The organism is Stenotrophomonas sp. YJH_SMC_12-1 (assembly GCF_059370935.1).
The window spans coordinates 234,822-255,673 of record NZ_JCAFUD010000008.1; the positions used below are offsets into that span (position 1 = coordinate 234,822).

General features: G+C 67.7%; 18 protein-coding genes. 14 read left to right on the forward strand and 4 right to left on the reverse strand.

What is annotated here, in order from left to right:
* Positions 1 to 151 precede the first annotated feature (151 nt).
* The 11 genes from pstS (AC5P8Y_RS16400) (at position 152) to rnt (ending at position 10,061) form a co-directional block, all read left to right on the forward strand.
* On the forward strand, positions 152 to 1,168 hold the full coding sequence (gene pstS, locus AC5P8Y_RS16400) for a phosphate ABC transporter substrate-binding protein PstS (RefSeq protein ID WP_005408792.1): 1,017 nt from the start codon (positions 152 to 154) through the stop codon (positions 1,166 to 1,168).
* Positions 1,169 to 1,854: 686 nt separating this feature from the next.
* Positions 1,855 to 2,943 carry a phosphate ABC transporter substrate-binding protein PstS gene (pstS, locus tag AC5P8Y_RS16405; protein ID WP_005408791.1) on the forward strand — a complete coding sequence of 363 codons (1,089 nt, stop codon included), beginning with the start codon at positions 1,855 to 1,857 and terminating at the stop codon, positions 2,941 to 2,943.
* An 82-nt stretch (positions 2,944 to 3,025) separates the two neighbouring features.
* Entirely contained in the window at positions 3,026 to 3,994 is a 969-nt protein-coding gene (pstC, locus tag AC5P8Y_RS16410; protein ID WP_005412771.1) for a phosphate ABC transporter permease subunit PstC, read from the forward strand.
* Positions 3,994 to 4,857 (forward strand): phosphate ABC transporter permease PstA, encoded by an 864-nt coding sequence (pstA, locus tag AC5P8Y_RS16415; protein ID WP_005408789.1) that lies wholly within the window; start codon positions 3,994 to 3,996, stop codon positions 4,855 to 4,857. The genes pstC and pstA overlap by 1 nt, the downstream gene beginning before the upstream one ends.
* A 19-nt stretch (positions 4,858 to 4,876) precedes the next feature.
* Entirely contained in the window at positions 4,877 to 5,707 is an 831-nt protein-coding gene (gene pstB / locus AC5P8Y_RS16420; RefSeq protein WP_005408788.1) for a phosphate ABC transporter ATP-binding protein PstB, read from the forward strand.
* 64 nt (positions 5,708 to 5,771) lie between these two features.
* Positions 5,772 to 6,479: a phosphate signaling complex protein PhoU gene (gene phoU / locus AC5P8Y_RS16425; RefSeq protein ID WP_005408787.1), complete on the forward strand. Its 708-nt coding sequence runs from the start codon at positions 5,772 to 5,774 to the stop codon at positions 6,477 to 6,479.
* Positions 6,480 to 6,736: 257 nt separating this feature from the next.
* Positions 6,737 to 7,093, forward strand: coding sequence for a hypothetical protein (locus AC5P8Y_RS16430; protein WP_033834113.1), 357 nt, complete (start codon positions 6,737 to 6,739; stop codon positions 7,091 to 7,093).
* Complete coding sequence (locus tag AC5P8Y_RS16435) at positions 7,080 to 7,955, forward strand: HvfB family MNIO-type RiPP peptide maturase (RefSeq protein WP_111108352.1); 876 nt, start codon at positions 7,080 to 7,082, stop codon at positions 7,953 to 7,955. Before AC5P8Y_RS16430 ends, AC5P8Y_RS16435 begins: the two co-directional genes overlap by 14 nt.
* The gene (locus tag AC5P8Y_RS16440) at positions 7,948 to 8,703 is read left to right on the forward strand and encodes an HvfC family RiPP maturation protein (protein WP_111108351.1); all 756 of its coding nucleotides are present in this window, start codon (positions 7,948 to 7,950) and stop codon (positions 8,701 to 8,703) included. Before AC5P8Y_RS16435 ends, AC5P8Y_RS16440 begins: the two co-directional genes overlap by 8 nt.
* A gap of 26 nt (positions 8,704 to 8,729) precedes the next feature.
* On the forward strand, positions 8,730 to 9,251 hold the full coding sequence (locus AC5P8Y_RS16445; RefSeq protein ID WP_111108350.1) for an HvfX family Cu-binding RiPP maturation protein: 522 nt from the start codon (positions 8,730 to 8,732) through the stop codon (positions 9,249 to 9,251).
* A gap of 159 nt (positions 9,252 to 9,410) precedes the next feature.
* Positions 9,411 to 10,061, forward strand: coding sequence for a ribonuclease T (gene rnt / locus AC5P8Y_RS16450; protein ID WP_032965690.1), 651 nt, complete (start codon positions 9,411 to 9,413; stop codon positions 10,059 to 10,061).
* 416 nt (positions 10,062 to 10,477) lie between these two features.
* Here the strand turns inward: rnt and AC5P8Y_RS16455 are convergent, their stop codons facing one another.
* The 3 genes from AC5P8Y_RS16455 to AC5P8Y_RS16465 form a co-directional block, all read right to left on the reverse strand.
* Positions 10,478 to 13,510, reverse strand: coding sequence for a ligand-binding sensor domain-containing diguanylate cyclase (locus AC5P8Y_RS16455; protein ID WP_049433551.1), 3,033 nt, complete (start codon positions 13,508 to 13,510; stop codon positions 10,478 to 10,480).
* A gap of 177 nt (positions 13,511 to 13,687) precedes the next feature.
* On the reverse strand, positions 13,688 to 15,097 hold the full coding sequence (locus AC5P8Y_RS16460; protein WP_005408780.1) for an ATP-binding protein: 1,410 nt from the start codon (positions 15,095 to 15,097) through the stop codon (positions 13,688 to 13,690).
* Positions 15,098 to 15,103: 6 nt separating this feature from the next.
* Entirely contained in the window at positions 15,104 to 15,832 is a 729-nt protein-coding gene (locus AC5P8Y_RS16465; protein WP_005408779.1) for a response regulator, read from the reverse strand.
* Positions 15,833 to 16,036: 204 nt separating this feature from the next.
* On the opposite strand from AC5P8Y_RS16465, the gene AC5P8Y_RS16470 reads away from it, so the two are divergent.
* From AC5P8Y_RS16470 to AC5P8Y_RS16480, 3 genes are read left to right on the forward strand one after another with little or no spacing between them, the layout of a single operon-like run.
* Positions 16,037 to 17,281, forward strand: a complete 1,245-nt coding sequence (locus AC5P8Y_RS16470; RefSeq protein WP_049402699.1) for an efflux RND transporter periplasmic adaptor subunit — start codon at positions 16,037 to 16,039, stop codon at positions 17,279 to 17,281.
* On the forward strand, positions 17,278 to 19,236 hold the full coding sequence (locus tag AC5P8Y_RS16475) for a MacB family efflux pump subunit (protein ID WP_005412764.1): 1,959 nt from the start codon (positions 17,278 to 17,280) through the stop codon (positions 19,234 to 19,236). The genes AC5P8Y_RS16470 and AC5P8Y_RS16475 overlap by 4 nt, the downstream gene beginning before the upstream one ends.
* Positions 19,233 to 20,672, forward strand: coding sequence for an efflux transporter outer membrane subunit (locus tag AC5P8Y_RS16480; RefSeq protein ID WP_111188532.1), 1,440 nt, complete (start codon positions 19,233 to 19,235; stop codon positions 20,670 to 20,672). Before AC5P8Y_RS16475 ends, AC5P8Y_RS16480 begins: the two co-directional genes overlap by 4 nt.
* Here the strand turns inward: AC5P8Y_RS16480 and AC5P8Y_RS16485 are convergent.
* The coding region (locus AC5P8Y_RS16485; RefSeq protein ID WP_495202092.1) for a hypothetical protein at positions 20,644 to 20,852 on the reverse strand (209 nt) is incomplete at its 5' end. The two genes, AC5P8Y_RS16480 and AC5P8Y_RS16485, sit on opposite strands and share 29 nt — an antisense overlap.

Genomic DNA, 20,852 nt, shown 5'->3' on the forward strand with positions numbered 1-20,852 from the left:
CTGCCCTGCCGGCGCAGCGGACGTGACATCGCTCATGACGCGTGTCACGCCCGCGTCATATGACAGACGCGGGGGTGTCACGCAACCGTTATGGAATGTGCACCGAAACGTCGGGCAACCGCCCTTCGACCACCACCCCAGGAGTCTCCCCGTGATCCACGCCTTCAAGTCGCGCGCCGCTGTCGCCATCCTGGCCGCATCGTCCGTGTTCGCCGCCAACGCCGCCGATATCACCGGCGCGGGCGCATCGTTCATCTACCCGGTCATGTCCAAGTGGTCGGCCGACTACAGCACCGCAACCGGCAACAAGGTCAACTACCAGTCCATCGGTTCCGGCGGCGGCATTGCCCAGATCAAGGCCAAGACCGTTGATTTCGGCTCCTCCGACGCGCCGCTGAAGCCGGAAGACCTGGCTGCCGCGGGCCTGGCGCAGTTCCCGTCGGTGATCGGCGGCGTGGTGCCGGTGGTCAACGTGGCCGGCATCGCGCCGGGCGCGCTGAAGCTGGACGGCGCGGTGCTGGCCAACATCTTCCTGGGCAAGATCAAGACCTGGAACGACCCGGCCATCGCCGCGCTGAACCCGGGCGTGACCCTGCCCAACGCCAAGGTCACCGTCGTGCATCGTTCGGACGGCTCGGGCACCACCTTCAACTTCGTCAATTACCTGTCCAAGGTCAGCCCGGAGTGGAAGAGCTCGGTCGGTGAAGGCACCTCGGTGCAGTGGCCCGCCGGCATCGGCGGCAAGGGCAACGAAGGTGTTGCCGCCTATGTGAAGCAGATCAAGGGCGGCATCGGCTATGTCGAACTGTCCTACGCGCTGCAGAACAAGCTCTCCTACACCGCGATGAAGAATGCCGCCGGCAAGTTCGTGCAGCCGAGCGACACCTCGTTCGCAGCCGCTGCCGCCAGCGCCGACTGGGCCAACGCCCGCGACTTCTACCTGGTGATGACCAACGCGCCGGGCGCCGAGTCCTGGCCGATCACCGCCACCAACTTCATCCTGGTGCAGAAGACGCCGAAGAATGCTGCCAATGGCAAGGCGACCCAGGAATTCTTCCGCTGGGTCTACAAGAATGGCGACGCCCAGGCCCGCCAGCTGGACTACGTGCCGCTGCCGGACAGCCTGGTCCGCCAGATCGAGACCTACTGGTCGCAGAACCTGAAGTAAGCGCGTTCCCCCGCAGGAACGGGGGCGGCGGGTCCTCTCTCCCCCGCCGCTCCCACCCGGGCGCGAGATCCTCGAGATCTCGCGCTCTTCTTGTTTTTGGGGGATGGGTCGTGAAGAGCGCTGCGCTTCCAATCTACTGCCCGGAGTCGGCGCAGGGCCCAGCCCGGGACACGCCATAAACCCCGCTCCGCGGTCCGGCCCAGCCGCTGACGGCTGTGCGTTCGGGCGCTTGCGAGGCAGTGCCTCGCAGGCAAACCGCCCTCACCTTTGGGGGCTCGTCCACGGCATCCATGCCGTGGACGGTCCTGCACGCCCTGGCCCACCGCCTCTCGACTTTTCATCGGGGGCGCGGTGGGGTCATGGAAGGCAGGAGCAAAGGCAGGAGCGTTTGTAGAGACGAGCCCACGCTCGGCTGGGTGCTGGAGCGTGCGGACCAACGGTCCGCACCTACCGAGAACAGGGAGCAGTCGAGCATGGCTCAACTCTACAAGGGCCAACCGACCGTCATATCGGTGCGCAGATCGGGGGTTTCCGGGCACCTGCTGGATCGGCGCCAATCCTGTGAAACCCTTGTCAGAACGTGATCCAGGACACCCCTGTCATGGTCGTAATACGGCTGTAACAAAAACATCATTTCATAGCCGCATCCGCCGACCACGTCGGCTCTTCCCCGCTATGGAGTGACCATGAAACTGCACTCGGCCGGCCTCGCCGCCCTTTCCCTGGCCATCGCCCTGGGCCTGTCGGCCTGCGGTGGCGACAAGCAGGCCGCGCAGCAGCCGGCTGCCGACGGCGCCGCCGCCCCGGCCGCTGCCGGTGCCAAGGTGACCGCCGAAGTGTCCGGCGCGGGCGCGTCCTTCATCTTCCCGCTGGTCTCCAAGTGGTCGGCTGACTACAACACCAGCACCGGCGCCAAGATCAACTACCAGTCGATCGGCTCCGGCGGCGGTATTGCCCAGATCAAGGCCGGCACCGTCGACTTCGGTTCCTCCGACAAGCCGCTGAGCAGCGAAGAGCTGGCCCAGGCCGGCCTGGCGCAGTTCCCGTCCGCCATCGGCGGCGTAGTGCCGGTGGTCAACATCGAAGGCCTGGAAGCCGGCAAGCTGCGCCTGAGCGGCGCCCTGCTGGCCGACATCTTCCTGGGCAAGGTCAAGACCTGGAACGATCCGGCCATCGTCGCCGCCAACCCGGGCGTGAAGCTGCCGGACGGCAAGATCACCCTGGTCCACCGTTCGGACGGTTCGGGCACCACCTTCAACTTCTCCAACTACCTGTCCAAGGTCAGCCCGGAGTGGAAGAGCAAGGTCGGCGAAGGCACCTCGGTGCAGTGGCCGGACGGCGTCGGTGGCAAGGGCAATGAAGGCGTCGCTTCCTACGTGAAGCAGATCAAGGGCTCGATCGGCTACGTCGAACTGGCTTACGCGCTGCAGAACGGCATGCCGTACACCGCCATGCAGAACGCGGCCGGCAACTGGGTCGAGCCGAGCGCGGAAACCTTCGCCGCCGCGGCCGCCAGCGCCGACTGGGCCAGCGCCAAGGACTTCAACCTGGTCATCACCAACGCTCCGGGCGAGCAGGCGTGGCCGATCACCGCCACCAACTTCATGCTGATGCAGAAGAAGCCGAAGGACGCCAAGCGCAACCAGGACACCCTGGCCTTCTTCAAGTGGGCCTTCGAAAACGGCCAGGCGCAGGCCAACGAGCTGCACTACGTGCCGCTGCCGGCCGAACTGGTCAAGCAGATCGAGGCCTACTGGGCGACCGACCTGAAGTGATGGACACGACGGTGCCCGCCCCACGCGGGCACCGTTTCTTCCACGCCGTGCCGCCCCGCCCCTTCCTGGCCCTGCCGTCCCCATGAATGCCATCGCCCAGCCTGTAGCCGCCCCGTCCACGCGTGATGCGCGTGATGCCCGCAACGACAAACTGTTCCGATGGGTGCTGGTCGGCACCGTCATCTTCGTCCTGATCGCCCTGGCCTGCGCCGCGCTGTCGATGCTGTGGGGCGGCCGCCATGCCCTGCAGATGCAGGGCCTGAGCTTCTTCTTCTCCGCCGACTGGAATCCGGTCGAAAACAAGTTCGGTGCGCTCGCCCCGATCTACGGCACCCTGGTCACCGCCGTCATCGCGATGGTCATCGCCGTGCCGGTCAGCTTCGGCATCGCCTTCTTCCTCACCGAAGTCGCGCCGCGCTGGCTGCGTGGCCCGGTCGGTACCGCCATCGAACTGCTGGCCGGCATTCCCTCGATCATCTACGGCATGTGGGGCCTGTTCGTGCTGGTGCCGGTGATGACCGAGTACGTCACCCCGTTCCTCAACGAGACCCTGGGCGAATGGCCGATCATCGGCCCGATGTTCCAGGGCCCGCCGCTGGGCATCGGCATGCTCACCGCCGGTTTCGTGCTGGCCATCATGGTCATTCCGTTCATCTCCTCGGTGATGCGCGAAGTGTTCCTGACCGTGCCCACCCGCCTGAAGGAGTCGGCGTACGCGCTGGGCTCCACCAAGTGGGAAGTGAGCTGGGACATCGTCCTGCCCTACACCCGCTCGGCAGTGATCGGCGGCATCTTCCTCGGCCTCGGCCGCGCCCTGGGCGAGACGATGGCGGTGGCCTTCGTGATCGGCAACAGCGTGCGCCTGTCGCCGTCGCTGCTGGAGCCGGGCACCACCATCGCCGCGCTGATCGCCAACGATTTCGGCGAAGCCACTGAAACCTACCGCTCGGCCCTGCTGCTGCTCGGCTTCGTCCTCTTCATCGTCACCTTCGTGGTGCTGGCCATCGCCCGCCTGATGCTGATGCGCCTGTCCCGCAAGGAGGGCAACTGATGTCCACCACCGCTGATTCGTTGTACCTGCGCCGCCGCATCGGCAACGTCGTTGCGATCACAGCCTCCTGCGCCACCGCGCTGTTCGGCCTGTTCTTCCTGGGCTGGATCCTGTTCACCCTGGCCTCGAAAGGCCTGGCCGGCATCAACTGGGACCTGTTCACCAAGATGACGCCGCCGCCGATGCAGGACGGTGGCCTCGCCAACGCCTTCTTCGGCAGTGCCGTGATGTGTGCGCTGGCGATCGGCATCGGCACGCCGCTGGGCGTGCTGGCCGGTACCTGGCTGGCCGAGTACGGCAACGCCCGCAAGGCCGGCACCGTGGTCCGCTTCGTCAATGACATTCTGCTGTCGGCACCGTCGATCGTGCTGGGCCTGTTCGTCTACACCCTGTACGTGATGCAGACCGGCGGCAACTTCTCGGCGTTCGCCGGTGCCCTGTCGCTGGCCTTCATCGTGCTGCCGGTGGTGGTGCGCACCACCGACGAGATGCTGCGGCTGGTGCCCTCGCAGATGCGCGAAGCGGCCCTGTCGCTGGGCATCCCGCAGTGGAAGGTGATCGTGCAGGTGCTGTACCGCAGCGCGTCGGCCGGCATCATCACCGGCATCCTGCTGGCGCTGGCCCGCATCTCCGGCGAGACCGCGCCGCTGCTGTTCACCGCTTTCGGCAACCAGTACTGGAACAACAACATCTTCCAGCCGATGGCCTCGGTGCCGGTGGTGATGAACCAGTTCGCCGGCAGCCCGTATGAATCCTGGCAGGTGCTGGCCTGGGCCGGTGCCCTGGTGCTGACTGTCTTCGTGTTGCTGGTCAGCCTTGCCGCCCGCGGCATCCTGCTGCGCAACCGTATCTCCCATGACTGACCTTTCCGTGGACAACGCCATGAACGACCTTTCCAACGCCGTGCCGATGCAGCGCATCGCCGTGCCGTCCTCGCACGAGAGCCTGCACACGCCGTCGCCGGTGAAGCTGGCTGCACGTGGACTGGACTTCTACTACGACAAGTTCCACGCCCTGAAGGGCATCAACCTGGAGATTCCGGAAAAGCGCGTGACCGCGCTGATCGGTCCCTCCGGTTGCGGCAAGTCGACCCTGCTGCGCATCTTCAACCGCATCTACGCGCTGTACCCGAAGCTGGAAGCGCGCGGTGAAGTGCTGCTGGACGGCGAAAACATCCTGTCGCCGAAGTACCCGATGAACCGCCTGCGCAGCAAGGTCGGCATGGTGTTCCAGAAGCCGGTGCCGTTCCCGATGACCATCTTCGAGAACGTGGCCTACGGCATCCGCCACCACGAGAAACTGAGCAAGGCCGACATGGCCGACCGCGTCGAGCAGGCACTGCGCCAGGGCGCACTGTGGGACGAAGTGAAGGACAAGCTGGGGCAGAGCGCGCTGGGCCTGTCCGGTGGCCAGCAGCAGCGCCTGTGCATCGCCCGTGCCGTGGCGCTGCGCCCGTCGGTGCTGCTGCTGGACGAGCCGACCTCGGCGCTGGATCCGATCTCGACCAGCCGCATCGAGCAGCTGGTGGAAGAGCTCAAGCACGAGTACACCATCGTCATCGTCACCCACAACATGCAGCAGGCCGCGCGCGTTTCCGACTACACCGCCTTCATGTACCTGGGCGACCTGATCGAGCACGACCGCACCGAAGTGATCTTCTCGCAGCCGTCGCAGCGGCAGACCGAGGACTACATCACCGGTCGCTTCGGCTGATCGACGCTGATCCTTCGCCACATGTCCAGCCAGGCACGGCCTGGCTCTACCCGGATTGCAGACCATGAACCTTCCCAACGACCACATCGTCAAGAGCTACGACGAAGAGCAGCAGCGCCTGGTGGCCGAAATCGTGCGCATGGGCGAGATGGCCGTCGCCCAGCTCGAAGCGTCGATGGACGTGATCGAGAAGCGCGACGAGAACGCCGCCCATCGCATCATCGCCAACGACGAAGCCATTGATGCGCTGGAGCAGCAGATCAGCCATGACGTGATGCGCCTGGCCCTGCGCGGCCCGATGGCGCGCGACCTGCGCGAGATCCTCGCTGGCCTGCGCATCCCGGCCGACATCGAACGCATCGGCGACTATGCAGCGAACGTCGCCAAGCGTTCGATCGCGCTGGGCAAGGTGCCGCCGCTGCCGCAGATCCAGGGCCTGCGTGCGCTGGGCCGCCTGGCCGCGCAGCAGGTCCGTCGTGCCATTGCCGCCTACCGCGACAACGACGCCGACGCCGCACTGGAACTGCGCGAGGACGACGCCCGCCTGGACGCGCAGTACACCGCGCTGTTCCGCGAGCTGCTGACCTACATGATGGAAGACCCGCGCAACATCACTCCGTGCACGCACCTGCTGTTCATGGCCAAGAACCTGGAGCGCGTGGGCGACCACGCCACCAACATCGCCGAGAACGTGTGGTTCCTGGTGCACGGGGAGCAGCCGCTGCCGCCGCGCGAGAAGCGCGACGAGACCTCCAGCACCGGCCAGCCCTGACGCTGCACTGCAACACCGGAGTCGACTCCAAGGTGGCCGCTGTCCTGGTGACAGCGGCCTTCTTTTTGGGGTGTTCCACCCGCGTTGTGGGCGCCGGGCTTGCCCGGTGCGAACCTTCCGGATGCTTCTGTAACAAACCTCACGAAAATTTGAGTTCTTGGCGAGGATTCGTTGAGTAGGATCGCTGCACCATCGTTTCCACCGGCATCCCTGCCGGCCATCCGGGCACCCGCCCACACCACCCAGGAGCACGACCGATGAGCAGTTCCAACAAGACCCTGTCCCTGCTGACTGCTACCGCCCTGGCCGCCGGCCTGGGCATGACCGCCAGTGCCTCGGCCCTGAGCATGAGCGACCTCGCCCAGGGCTACCTGGTTGCCGGACAGGCAGCCAAGGCCAGTACCGACGCCAAGGCCGCCGACACCAAGATGGCCGCTGACGCGACCAAGCATGCCGAAGGCAAGTGTGGCACCGACGGCAAGACCGCCGAAGGCAAGTGCGGCGCCGACAAGGGCAAGGCTGCCGGCGCTGCGGCAGGCGCCAAGGCCACGTCCGGCGACAAGAAGGCGGCCGAAGGCAAGTGTGGCGAAGGCAAGTGCGGTGGCAAGCACTGACGTCCGCGCCAGCGTCGTCAGCCCGCGGTTGCCGCTTCGTGCGGCGGCCGCCGGGTTGGGGCTGCGCCGGGCGCTGTTGCAGGAGCTGCGTGATGCACCGGCGGGCGACTTCGATTTCCTCGAATGCGCGCCGGAGAACTGGATCCATGTCGGTGGTCCTGCCGGGGATGCACTGGCCGAGCTGGCACAGCGCCATCCGTTGAGCTGCCACGGCCTGTCGTTGTCGCTGGGCGGCAGCGCGCCACTGGATACGCAGCTGCTGGAACAGGTCGGCCAGTTCCTGGAAAAGCACCGCGTGCCGCTGTACAGCGAGCACCTGAGCTACTGCAGCGACGACGGCCACCTGTACGACCTGCTGCCGATTCCATTTACCGACGAAGCGGTGCGCCATACCGCCGCACGCATCGCCCGTGTGCAGGACCTGCTGGGTCGCCGCATCGCAGTGGAGAACGTGTCCTACTACCTTGCGCCGGAGCCGGCGATGGACGAGCTGGCCTTCACCAACGCCGTGCTCGCCGAGGCCGACTGCGACCTGCTGCTGGACGTCAACAACGTCTACGTCAACGCCTGCAACCACGGCTACGACGCCGACACCTTCATTGCCGGGCTGCCCGCAGAACGCATCGTCTGCCTGCACGTGGCCGGGCACCTGGACGAGGCACCGGACCTGAAGATCGATACCCATGGCAGTGCGGTGATCGATCCCGTCTGGGACCTGCTGGCGCGTACCTACGCGCGCATCGGCCCGCGCCCCACCCTGCTTGAGCGCGATTTCAACTTCCCGCCCTACGCCGAACTGCAGGGCGAGCTGCAGACCATCCGCCGCCTGCAGGCGACGCACGCCGGGAGCGCACATGGCTGATGCTCCCGACACCCTGCGCGCGCAGCAGCACGCATTCACTGCCCATCTGCGTGATCCACAGGGCGTGCCGCCACCGGCCGGGCTGGAATCACACCGGGTCGCGGTATACCAACGACTGCTGTTCAACAACCTGCTCGGCCTGTTGAGCAACGGCTTCCCGGTCTGCGTGCGCCTGCTCGGCGAGCCGGCCTGGAGCGGACTGGTGCGCCATTACTTCGCGACCCATCGCTGCCAGACACCGCTGTTCACCGAACTGGCCGCCGAATTCGTGCAGTGGCTGCAGGCGCAGCCACAGCTGCCGCATCCGGCGTTGGCCGAACTGACCCACTACGAGTGGGTGGAAACCGCGCTGTACCAGCTGGATGCCGAACCGCTGCCGGCGCAGGACGACACCGACCCGCTGCGGGTGCCGCTGCAGCGCTCGCCGTTGGCATGGCCGCTGCTGTACCAGTGGCCGGTGCACCGGCTCGGTGCCGAGGACGCACCGACCGAGCCGCCGGCCGAGCCGACTGGCCTTCTGGTGCGCCGCGATGCCGACGGCGAGGTGCGATTCGCCGCGCTCAGCCCTCTGGCGGTGTTCCTGCTGTCCAGCATCGGCGAACAGCCCGGCCTTGATGGACAGGCCTACCTGCAGCGTCTGGCCGCTGCGCACGGCTTGGCCGAGGATGCGCTGGCCGAACCCGGTGCCGCGCTGCTGCGGCAGTTCCTGCAGGCCGGCGTGATCGGCCCGCTCACAGCCCCTCCCTGACACACCTCATTCGCGGAGACCCCCTGATGAACCTTCCGACCCTGGCCACCGCGCGTGGCCAGCTGGACCGTCTCGCCCCCTGGTTGGCCCCGCTCAGCCTGCGCCTGCTGCTGGCCTGGGAGTACTTCGAATCCGGCCGCGAGAAACTGCACGGCCAGAACTGGTTCGCCGACCTGCACGATGCCTTTCCGTTCCCGTTCGATCAGCTGCCGAGCACGCTGAACTGGCAGCTGGCGACCTGGTTCGAACTGGTCGGCGCGGCCTGCCTGCTGTTGGGTTTCGGTACGCGTTTCGCCGCCGCCAGCCTGCTGGTATTGACCGTGGTGGCCACCTACGCCGTGCACTGGCCGATGCAATGGGACTCGCTGGGCGACCTCGCGATGGGCTATGCGATCACTGATCAGGGCTTCGGCAACTTCAAGCTGCCGGTGCTGTTCATGGCGATGCTGCTGCCGTTGATTTTCAGCGGCGCCGGCAGGCTGAGCGTGGATGCGTGGTTGGCACGGTGGTCTCCCTCGGCCACGCCTGCGCGCCCAGGATTCCGGTAGGTGCCAACCTGGGTCGGCGCGCACCGTGCCACCCCAGGTTGGCACCTACCGGAATCCTGGGCGCGCGGTGCACCGGTAGGTGTCGACCTTGGTCGACACACGCCCACCATGCACAGAAGGCTGGCCGGACGCTCAAGGCCGCTCTGATAGAATTCACGCATGAATGACCCCACTCCCGCACCTGCCGCCGCCTCCGATTCCGCAATCCCCCAGGCGCAGCGCGCGATGTCACAACGCTTCCGCGGCTTCCTGCCGGTGGTGGTGGACGTGGAAACCGGCGGCTTCGACAGCCAGCGCAACGCCCTGCTGGAAATCGCCGCGGTGCCCATCGAGATGGACGAGAACGGCCTGCTCTACCCCGGCCAGACCGCCAGTGCCCATGTGGTGCCGGCCGAGGGCCTGGAGATCGACCCGAAGTCGCTGGAAGTGACCGGCATCATCCTCGACCACCCGTTCCGGCTGGCCAAGGAAGAGAAGGCCGCACTGGACCACATCTTCACCCCGGTACGCGCGGCGATGAAGAAGTACGGCTGCCAGCGCGCGATCCTGGTCGGCCACAACGCCCATTTCGACCTGGGCTTCGTCAACGCCGCCGTGGCCCGGACCGGCCACAAGCGCAATCCGTTCCATCCGTTCAGCGTGTTCGACACCGTCACCCTGGCCGGCATCGCCTACGGGCAGACGGTGCTGGCGCGTGCAGCCACGGCCGCCGGGTTGGGCTGGGATGCGAACGAAGCACACAGCGCGGTGTATGACACCGAACAGACCGCACGATTGTTCTGCACCATCGCCAATGCCTGGCCGCGGTGAAGCGGCCAACGGCGGAGCCCCTCGTGGCGTGAAGCGAATCATCAGGTGGGCCGGACGGGTGGACTGCGCAGGGGACGCTGCACGTACGTCCATGTAAGCTCGGTCGCCGCTTGCTCGTGTGCGCTGTCCTGCGCACACGGCAAGACCGGGGTTGGGCATCCGGCCCAACCCGCCCGAGGCATGCCTCAGGCCCATGCGGCTCACGCCCCTGCGCAGCCCACCCGTCCGGCCACGGACACGTTGCTGAGCGCCACGGAAAGATCAGAAGAAGCGGGAGCAGCAGCGGGTCGCTGCGCTCGTTGGGGGCCTGCCGATCACCTCTGTAGTGAGTCACTTCTCTGGTGGGTGCCGACCGTTGGTCGGCACTGCCGGGTAGTACGACAACACCAGTAGATCCACGCCATGCGTGGATGCGATCAACCAATACTCGTACGATCGCGGCCGTCGCTCTTGGCGCGGTACAGCGCGCGGTCGGCGCGCTGGTACAGCAGCGCCGGGGTGCGGTCATCGGCATCCAGTTCCACCAGGCCTGCGCTGAAGGTCACGCGCAGGCCCGCTACTCCGGCCCAGTCGGGGTGGTCATGGAACAGGCCACGCAGGCGCGCGCACAGCTGCGCGGCTTCTTCCAGGCGGGTGTCGTTGAGCAGCAGCGCGAACTCCTCGCCACCGGTGCGCGCGGGCAGGTCCGAGTCGCGGCAGGCCGCGGCGATCAGTCGGGCCACCTGCACCAGCACAGCATCGCCGATGCTGTGGCTGTGCCGGTCGTTGACGTCCTTGAAGTGGTCGATGTCCAGCACCACCAGGCACAGCGGGTGGCCGCTGCGCTGTGAGCGGGCGAAGTCGCGCGCCAGCGTTTCGTCGAAGGCACGGCGATTGGCCAGCCCGGTCAGCGCATCCTCGCGCGCCTGCCGCTCGAAGGCCTCGGCCTGCCGTGCAAGGCGCTCGGCCAGTTCGGTCTTTTCCTGGTTCAGCGCCTGCAGGTGCACGGTCTTGGCCTGCAGGTCGAAGGTTGCCTCGTCCACGCGCCGTGCCAGGCGCAGGTTGCTGGCCTTCAGCTGCTGCAGCAGCAGGCGGTACAGCACAACCAGCCCGGCCAGCAGCAGCAGCCCGCCCAGCATCTGCACGCTGCGGCGCTGCCACCAGAACGGCTCCACCGTGAAGCTCCACACGGCTTCCTGCTGGCCCCAGGCCCCGCCTGGATGCGCCGCCGACACGTGCAGGGTGTAGTCACCCGGAGGCAGGCCGACGAACTCGACGCTGCGCTGCGGGCCGCGCTCGACCCAGCCGGTGTCCAGGCCATCCAGCCGCGTGCGATAGCGGATCCGGTCCGACATCAGGTAACTCAGGCCCACATAGCTCACCGCCAGACGTCGGCCGCCGGGAATGTAGTTGCGATCCGGGCCCTCCCAATGCACGGGTGCGCCATCCACCTGCACGCTCTCGATCGCTGCCGGCGGTGATGGGCGCTCGCGGAAGCGCTGCAGGCGTTGCGGGTCGACGGTGCTCAGGCCTCCGGCGGTGACCACCCAGAAGGTGCCGTCCTGGCGCAGGATGGCCGATGGCCCGGAGCTGCCGTTGGCCTGCGCGTTGGCCATGCCGTCGATCTCGTTGTAGCGCTCCACCACCACTCGTGGTGCGCGGCCATCTGCCACGGCATTGAGGGTCGCCATGTCGGTGCGCAGCACGCCGCGGTTGCTGCTGATCCACACGTTGCCAAGACGATCCGGCACCAGCTGGAACACCGCATCCACCGGCATGCCCTGCTCCAGGCCGACGCGCGCCAGCTTTCCGTCGAGCCAACGGTACAGGCCGCGGTCGCTGCTGATCCACATCGCGTCGCCCAGCTGGTGGAAACCGAACACACTGCGGCCCCCGCCCATCGGTGCCAGGTCGATCGACTGCACGTGGTCGCCACGCAGCACGCGGATGCCCTCGATGGTGCCGATCCACAGGTTGCCCTGGTGGTCATGCTCAAGTGCGGTGATGAGGCCACCGGGCATGCCCGGGGCAGTCGACACCTGCACCCGGTCGCCGTCGATGCGTACCACGCCCTTCTGCGTACCCGCCCAGACCCTGCCCTGCGGATCGACACTGATCGCGCGGATGTTGCCACCCGGCATGCCGTCGGCTGCCGCATAGTTGTGGCGGAGACTGCCATCGCGGTCCAGCCGGTAAACGCCGTCGCCGAACGTACCCACCCACAGGTCGCCGTCCGGGCCCTGCGCCAGACTCAATACCGATGGCGCCTTGCCGCCGCGGTTGTGCAGGGGAACCGCGCGGAAGCGGCCATCGGGTGTCTGCAGGTCGAGACCACTGGCACTACCGACCCACAACTGGCGGTCGCGGTCCTCCAGCACCGTGCGCACATAGTCGCCACTGAGGCCATCGCGCTCGGTGTAGCTGCTGAACAGTGTTTCGCGCAGGCGGTACAGGCCACCGTTGGCCCCCACCCAGATGCTGCCTTCGGCATCCTCGCGCAGGCTGACCACGCGCCCGCCCGGCAGGTTCAGGCCGGCCGGCAATCGTTCCAGGCCATGCGCCGAGATCCGCAGCAGACCCTGGTTCTCGGTTCCCAGCCACAGGTCGCCGTGCCGGTCCTGCAGCATCGAGGTCATGTGCAGCTGTCCCGGCAGCCGGTGCACCAGCACCAGCTGATCGTCCTCCACGCGGTACAGGCGCTCGCCAGCGACGATCCACAGCGCGCCATCAGGAGCCCGGTACGGCCAGGACAGGCCGGTGCCGGCACCCAGGCCCCACGCCGCGGGCGCGCGCTTGAGCACGCCGTCGTTGTCGCGCAGCACCAGCCCGTCAAGCGTGCCAACCCAGACCCGGTCCTGCGCATCGACCACCAGCTTGGTGAAGCTCATCGCCATCGGCAGGTCGGCCGCCGGGGCTTGGTAGACGATGCCCTTGTCCGGGGTGAGATAGCCGATGCCCTTGCCTTCGTACAGCAGCCACAGGCGCCCCTGGCTGTCCATCTGCATGGACTGGATCAGCACCTGCGGGGTGCCGGCCTGATGCTCCCAGACCCGCCACTGGCCGTCGTTGCCACGATGGCTGACGTTACCGCGCGAATCACTGATCCACAGCCCTCCCTGCCGATCGACCAGCAGTGCGCCGATGCCGTTGTCGCGCAGCCCCGGGCGGGTGCTGCGGTCGAACACGGTGAAATCCAGGCCGTTGTAGCGGACCAGGCCTTCCCAGGTGGCAAACCACAGGTGCCCCTCGGGGGTCTGCGCGATATCGCGCAGCGAGTTGTGCGGCAGGCCATTGCGCGAGGTCCACACGTCGATGGCGTAGTCGCGCAGCGGCGGCGCGCCCTCCTGCGCGGCCAGCGGCAGCGGCAGCGCCAGCACCAGCAACAGCCACAGCAGACCGCGCTGCAGTGCCTGCCTGGCCTTCGAAACGCGGCGCTCCACCCAGCACCCGTTGTCCCCTGACCTGCCCATCAGCTCGGCGGCAGTGGCCGGTAGCAGCTGCAGGGCATGGCAGCAAGCGGGAACGACCGGGCAACGCGGAACGGCGTGCCGTCAGGAACGGGCTGACTCATCGGGGAGAAACTGGGGAGATGCGCAGATGATAGGCCAAACCCTGGCCCCGGCGTCATCGCGTGCGTCCGGCGGGACTCAGCCGGGCCGGCCAGGCGGCACCACCTGCGCACTGGCCGGCCACTGCACCACCGCCTCCAGACCGCCCTCGGCACGGTTGCGCAGCCACAGCCGCGCGCCATCCTTCTCGGCCAGGGCGCGCGCGATGGTCAGGCCCAGCCCGGCGCCGCCGGTTTCCCGCGAACGCGAGGTTTCCACCCGCACGAACGGGTCGAACACGGCCTCCAGCTGGTCTTCCGCCAGGCCCGGGCCGTCGTCGGACACCATCGCCGTGATCGTGCCGCCGCTGCGCTCCACCCGCACGCGCACGCGGTGGGCATACATCACGGCGTTATCCACCAGGTTGGAGAACAGCCGGTGCATGGCCAGCGGGCGCAACATCAGCACCGCACCGGTGCCGCCCTCGAAGACCACGTCGGCACCGCCCTCGGCGGCGTCTTCCACGATGCTTTCCAGCAGCGAATCCAGATCCAGCGCGGCGCGCTGCTCGGCGCTCTCGGCACTGCGGGCCAGCTCCAGGCCTTCGCGCACCAGTGCCTGCATCGCCGCCAGATCGCCGATCAGGCGCTCGCGCAGCACCTCGTCGCTGACGTTCTCCAGGCGCAGGCGCAGGCGGGTCAACGGGGTCTGCAGGTCATGGGTGATCGCCGCCAGCATCTGCGTGCGTTCGGCCAGGTGCCGCTGCAGGCGGTGCTGCATGGCATTGAAGGCCTCGGCGGCGCGCTGCACCTCGCGCGGCCCGCGCAACGGCAGTGGATCGCGCTGCAGATCGTCGCCGAGATCCTCCGCGGCTGCCGCCAGCTCCTGCAGCGGCGCACTGGCCATGCGCGCGACGATGTAGGCCAGCACCGCGATGGCCAGCACCAGCAGGGTCAGGAACCACGGGTCCACGGCCAGAATGCCGTTGTGGGCCACCGCCGGCGAATCCAGCGCCAGCTTCAACAGCGTACCGTCGTTGAGCGTCACATCGACCGCGCGGCACTTGGGCGGAATGAAGGCCGGATCGCGCTCACGCGGATGCCGCCGGTGCCCCGGCGGCGGTGGCGGCAGCAGATCCTGCAGCTTGGGAATGCAGGAACGGAACGAGGTGAAGTGCACATGCGCGCGCGACACCGGGCCGGGCCGGTCATCCAGGACTTCCATCAGTGCGGTATCCGCCCGCCCCAGGCGCGCGCCGGGCTGCAGCGCACGCACGCTGGGCCCACCGATCTCAAGCAGTCGCTCGCGCAGTTCTGGATTGCCATCGAGCAGGTTGACGTAGCCCTGCAGGCGGTCGGCGATGCGGTTCAGGTTCTGCCGCTCGAACTCCTGCTGGCGTTTGGAGGTGGCCAGCATGGTCGCGCCGATCGCAGCCACGCTCATGCCCAACAGCAGGATCACGAACAACCGCCCGACCATCGAGGACAGGAAATGGCGCAGGCGCTTCATGACGGCTTATTCCAGGTTCACCGAGGAGGCCAGCACGTAGCCTTCGTTGCGCACGGTCTTGATCAGGCCATCCGGCCCACCGTCATCGCCCAGCTTGTTGCGCAGGCGGCTGACCTGCAGGTCGATCGCGCGATCCTGCGCCTCGTAGTTGCGGCCGCTGCTGAGCGCGACCAGCTGTTCGCGCGACAGCACCTTGTTGGCATGGGCGATGAACACGCGCAGCAGGCGGAACTCGGCACCGGACAGCACCACCACGCGATCATCCGGATCGACCAGGTGGCGATGCTCCAGATCGAACACCCAGCGCGAGAAACGCGCACGGCGCACCGCCAGCGGCTCCAGGTTGGCCGGCAGCGCCTCGGTCCGGCGCAGCACGTTGCGGATGCGCGCCAGCAGCTCGCGCGGTTCGAACGGCTTGGCCAGGTAGTCGTCGGCGCCCATTTCCAGGCCGAGCACGCGGTCGATCGGCTCGGCGCGCGCGGTCAGCATGATCACCGGGGTGTTCGAGCGCGCACGCAGGTCGCGGCACAGGGTCAGGCCATCCTCGCGCGGCAGGTTGAGGTCGAGCACGATCAGGTCCACGTGCTCGCGGTCCAGCAGCTGGCGCATGGCGGTGCCATCGGCGGCGGTGCTCACCTGGTAACCGGCACGGCCGAGCTGCTCGGCCAGCAGGGTGCGGATGTCGTTGTCGTCGTCGACGATCAGCAGTCGATGCATCGTGTTTTCAGTCTCCATGTCGCGATCATCCCGTGTCGGCAGCTGAACCGCATCCGGGGCAATGCGTACCAGTGTATCCAGCCATGAGCGGGATACCTGTGGTTACGCGTATTCACCGACAGTGTTACATAGAGACATACCCCGAGGATTGAGCCGCCTGTCGCCCGGTCTTCACAATGCCCACCAACGCCGCCGCCGCGGCCCCGAGAGTGAAGCCACGACGTGACGTTCCGCCTGTTGCCCGCGACCCGCCGTGGTCGCCTGATACTGATCGCCCTGCTCGCCCTCATCGTGGCCGTCGCCGCCTGGTGGCTGCTGCGCAAACCCGCCGCCCCGGCGGTGGCGACCACGCCGGTCAGCCGCGGCGACATCGAGCAGACCGTGGAAGCCACCGGTGTGATCGACGCCTACAAGCTGGTCAGCGTGGGTGCCCAGGCCTCGGGCCAGATCAAGTCGCTGAAGGTGCAGCTGGGCGACACCGTGAAGGAAGGCGACCTGATCGCCGAGATCGACGCCACCACACAGCAGAACCAGGTGCTCAACGCGCAGGCTTCGCTGGACCAGGTCACCGCCCAGCGTGCCGTGCAGCAGGCCACCCTGCGCCAGGCCGAACTGGAGTTCGCGCGCCAGCAGCAGATGCTGGCCGCCGAAGCCACCTCGCGCCAGGAATACGATGCCGCCGAGGCACAGCTGAAGACCGCCCGCGCCCAGCTGCAGTCCTACGAGGCGCAGATCAAGGGCCGCGAAACCGAACTGGGCACCGCCCGTGCCAACCTGGCCTACACCCGCATCACCGCGCCGATGGACGGCACCGTGGTGGCGGTGGTGGCCGAGGAAGGCCGCACCGTGAACGCCAACCAGACCGCGCCCACCATCGTGATGCTGGCGCGGCTGGACGTAGTCACCGTCAACGCAGAGATCTCCGAGGCCGACGTGGTCAAGATCAAGGCCGGCATGCCGGTGTACTTCACCACGCTGGGCGACCCGGACCGCAAGTACCACGCCACCCTGCGCCAGATCAATCCGGCACCGGCCTCGATCGCCAACGAGAATTCGTCCAGCTCCAGCAGTTCGTCCAGCTCCAGTTCCAGCAGCGCGGTCTACTACAACGCCCTGTTCGACGTGGAGAACCCGGACGGCACCCTGCGCATCGACATGACCGCGCAGGTCTCGGTACTGCTCAAGCAGGCCAAGGACGTGCTGATGGTGCCGGCGGTGGCGCTGGGACCGAAGCGCCGCGGCAACGAGCGCATGGTGCGGGTGCTGGACGACAAGGGCCAGCCGCAACCGCGCAAGGTCACCGTGGGCATCAACAACGGCGCCTCGGCCGAAATCCTGTCCGGGCTGAAGGAAGGCGAACGCGTGGTGGTGGGCGAAGCCGGTGCGGCCGGTGCCAGCGCCGGCGGCGGCAACCGCGGCGGCATGCAGATGCGGGTCGGCGGCCCGGGCATGGGTCCGCGCCGATGAGCACGAAGGCGCCGCTGCTGCGCCTGCGCGACCTGCGACGCGAATTCCCGGCTGGCGATGATGTGATCGCCGTGCTGCGCGACGTCAATCTCGACATCCACGCCGGCGAGATGGTGGCGATCGTCGGCCAGTCCGGCTCGGGCAAGTCGACGCTGATGAACATCCTCGGCTGTCTCGATCGCCCCACCCGTGGCAGCTACCAGGTGGCCGGCCGCGAAACCGGCAGGATGGCGCCGGATGAACTGGCCGAACTGCGCCGCGAGCATTTCGGCTTCATCTTCCAGCGCTACCACCTGCTGGGCGACCTGGATGCGCGCGGCAACGTGGAGGTACCGGCGGTGTATGCCGGCAGCCCCGGCCCGGTGCGCAACGCGCGTGCCGAGCAGCTGCTGCAGCGGCTGGGCCTGGGCGACCGCATGCACCACAAGCCGGGCCAGCTGTCCGGTGGCCAGCAGCAGCGCGTGTCGATCGCACGTGCGCTGATGAACGGCGGCGAGGTGATCCTGGCCGACGAACCGACCGGCGCGCTCGACACGAAATCCGGCGAGGAAGTGATGGCGATCCTCGGCGAGCTGCACGCCGAAGGCCACACCATCATCATCGTCACCCACGACATGAGCGTGGCCGAACACGCGCAGCGCATCATCGAAATCCGCGATGGCGAGATCATCGCCGACCGCACCAATCCGAACGCACCGACCTACCGCGCGCAGCGCGAGGCCAGCACCGGCGTGGCCCGCGGCAACAGCTGGCGGGCGGCCCGTGACCGCTTCACCGAAGCGTTCCGCATGGCCCTGCTGGCGATGAACGCACATCGGCTGCGCACCTTCCTGACCATGCTCGGCATCATCATCGGCATCGCCTCGGTGGTCTCGGTGGTGGCGCTGGGCAATGGCTCGCAGCAGCAGATCCTGCAGAACATCAGCGCGCTCGGCACCAACACCATCGACGTCTATCCCGGCCGTGGTTTCGGTGACATGCGCTCGGCGCGGGTACAGACGCTCAAGGCCAGCGATGCCGATGCACTGGCAAAGCAGAGCTACGTGGACAGCGCCACCCCCAGCGTGTCGACCTCGGTCACCGCGCGTTACCGCAACCAGTCCTCCACGGCCCAGGTCAGTGGCGTCGGCGAGCAGTTCTTCCGGGTCAAGGGCGTGACCCTGCTCAGCGGCAGCTTCTTCGATACCGACGCGGTGAAGGGCCTCGGCCAGGTGGCGGTGATCGACGAGAACACCCAGACCCAGTTCTTCCCCGATGTCGATCCGGTCGGCCAGGTGATCCTGCTCGGCAACGTACCGGCACGCGTGGTCGGCGTGGCCAAGCGCCAGAGCTTCGGCTTTGGTGGCAGCACCAGCCTCAGCGTGTGGGTGCCCTACACCACGGTGATGTCGCGCATGCTCGGCCAGAGCCACGTTTCCAGCATCACCGTGCGCGTGGACGACGACACGCCGATGGATGCGGCGCAGGAAGCGATCACCCGCCTGCTGACCCTGCGCCACGGCACCGAGGACTTCTTCCTCAGCAACAGCGCAGAGATCCGCCAGACCATCGAGCAGACCACGCGCACGATGACCCTGCTGATCGGCGCCATCGCCGCCATCGCGCTGCTGGTCGGCGGCATCGGCGTGATGAACATCATGCTGGTCTCGGTGACCGAGCGCACCCGCGAAATCGGCGTACGCATGGCGGTGGGGGCACGGCAGAGTGACATCCGCCAGCAGTTCCTGATCGAAGCGGTGCTGGTGTGCCTGCTCGGTGGTCTGCTCGGCATCGGCCTGGCCCTGCTGCTGGGCTCGATGATCGGCCGCTTCGCCAGTGACTTCCAGGTGCTGTTCTCCACCGCCTCGATCGTTGCCGCGTTCGCCTGCTCGACCCTGATCGGCGTGGCATTCGGCTTCCTGCCCGCGCGCAACGCCGCGCAGCTGGACCCGGTGGAGGCCCTGGCCCGCGAATGAAGATGATGACCCGACTGCCCTTCCCTGCTCCCTCGCGCCTGCTGCTGGTGGGCGCTGTTCTGCTCGCCCTCTCTGGCTGTGCATCAGTGGGCCGCTACCCGGTGCAGGCCCCCGACGTGGCGGCCAGCTACGGCCGTGGCGATGCCACCCTCAACGCACCGGCCGACGACCCGCGCAGCAGCCTGGATACACCGGGCCGCGATATCCTCCAGGACAGCTGGTGGACGGGCTTCGGCGATGAACGACTGAATCGCCTGGTGGCGCAGGCGCTGGCCGCCAACAGCGATCTGGCCGCCGCTGGCCTGGCCGTGCAGCGATCGCGCCTGCAGGCCGGCCTGGCCAGCAATGCGCTGTGGCCGCAGCCTTCGTCGTCCGGCGTCAGCGGCAATGCCAGCCGCGCCACCGATCAGGCCGACGACTGGCGCCGCAGCTATTCCACCGGCGTCTCGCTGGGCTGGGAGGTCGATCTTTGGGGCCGTCTGCGCACCCAGCGCGACATCGCCCGCTGGGAAGCCGAGGCCAGCGAGGAAGACCGGCAGAACACCGCGCTGCTGGTGATCGGCGACACCATCACCCAGTACTGGAACCTGGCCTATCTCAACCAGTCCATCGCCACCGGCCAGGCCAACCTGGAGCGGCTGGAGCGCACCCGCGACCTGGTGCAGGCCCGCTTCGACGCTGGTGCGGTATCGCGCCTGGAAGTGCGCCAGGCGCTGCAGAACCTGCAGTCGCAGCGTTCCTCGCAGAGCGCGCTGGAACAGCAGCGGGTGGAGGTGCGCAATGCATTGACCGTGCTGCTGGACGGCACGCCCTGGCCGCAGCAGGACGAACCGCAGGACCTGCTGGGCGCACGCAGCCCCGGGATCAACGAAGGCCTGCCGGCCGAGCTGCTCGGCCGCCGTCCCGACCTGCGCGCGGCCGAACTTCGCCTGCGCAACAGCCTGAAGACCATCAAGGTGACCGCTACCCAGTACTACCCGGCGCTGAGCCTGACCGGCAGCCTCGGCTCCAGTGCAACGTCGCTGGGTGACGTGCTGCGCAACCCGGTGGCCACGCTGGGCGCCGGCCTGTCGCTGCCGTTCCTCAACCTGCAGCGCGCGCAGCTGGATACCGACATCGCCGGCACCAGCTATCAGATCGCCGCGACCAATTTCCGCAAGACGCTGTACACCGCGCTGTCGGAAGTGGACAACGCGCTGTCGGCACGCGAGCAGCTGGCGCGCCAGGTGGCGGCCTCGCAGGCTTCGTATGACGAAGCGGTGGAAGTGGAGCGCGCGCAGGAAGTGCGCTACCGCGTAGGTGCCACCGACCTGCGCACCTGGCTGGAGGCCCAGCAGACCCGGCGTGATGCCGAGCTGTCGCTGGCGCGCGTGCGCCAGAGCCAGCTGAACAACGACGTCACCCTGTTCAAGGCACTGGGCGGCAGCGCGGGGTGAGGCGGCAAGAGCGCCAACCCAGGTTGGCGACTACCCGCTGGGTGTCGACCTTGGTCGACACGGCAACGGCCCGGTAGGTGTCGACCTTGGTCGACACGGCAACGGCCCGGTAGGTGTCGACCTTGGTCGACACGGCAACGGCCCGGTAGGTGTCGACCTTGGTCGACACGGCAACGGCCC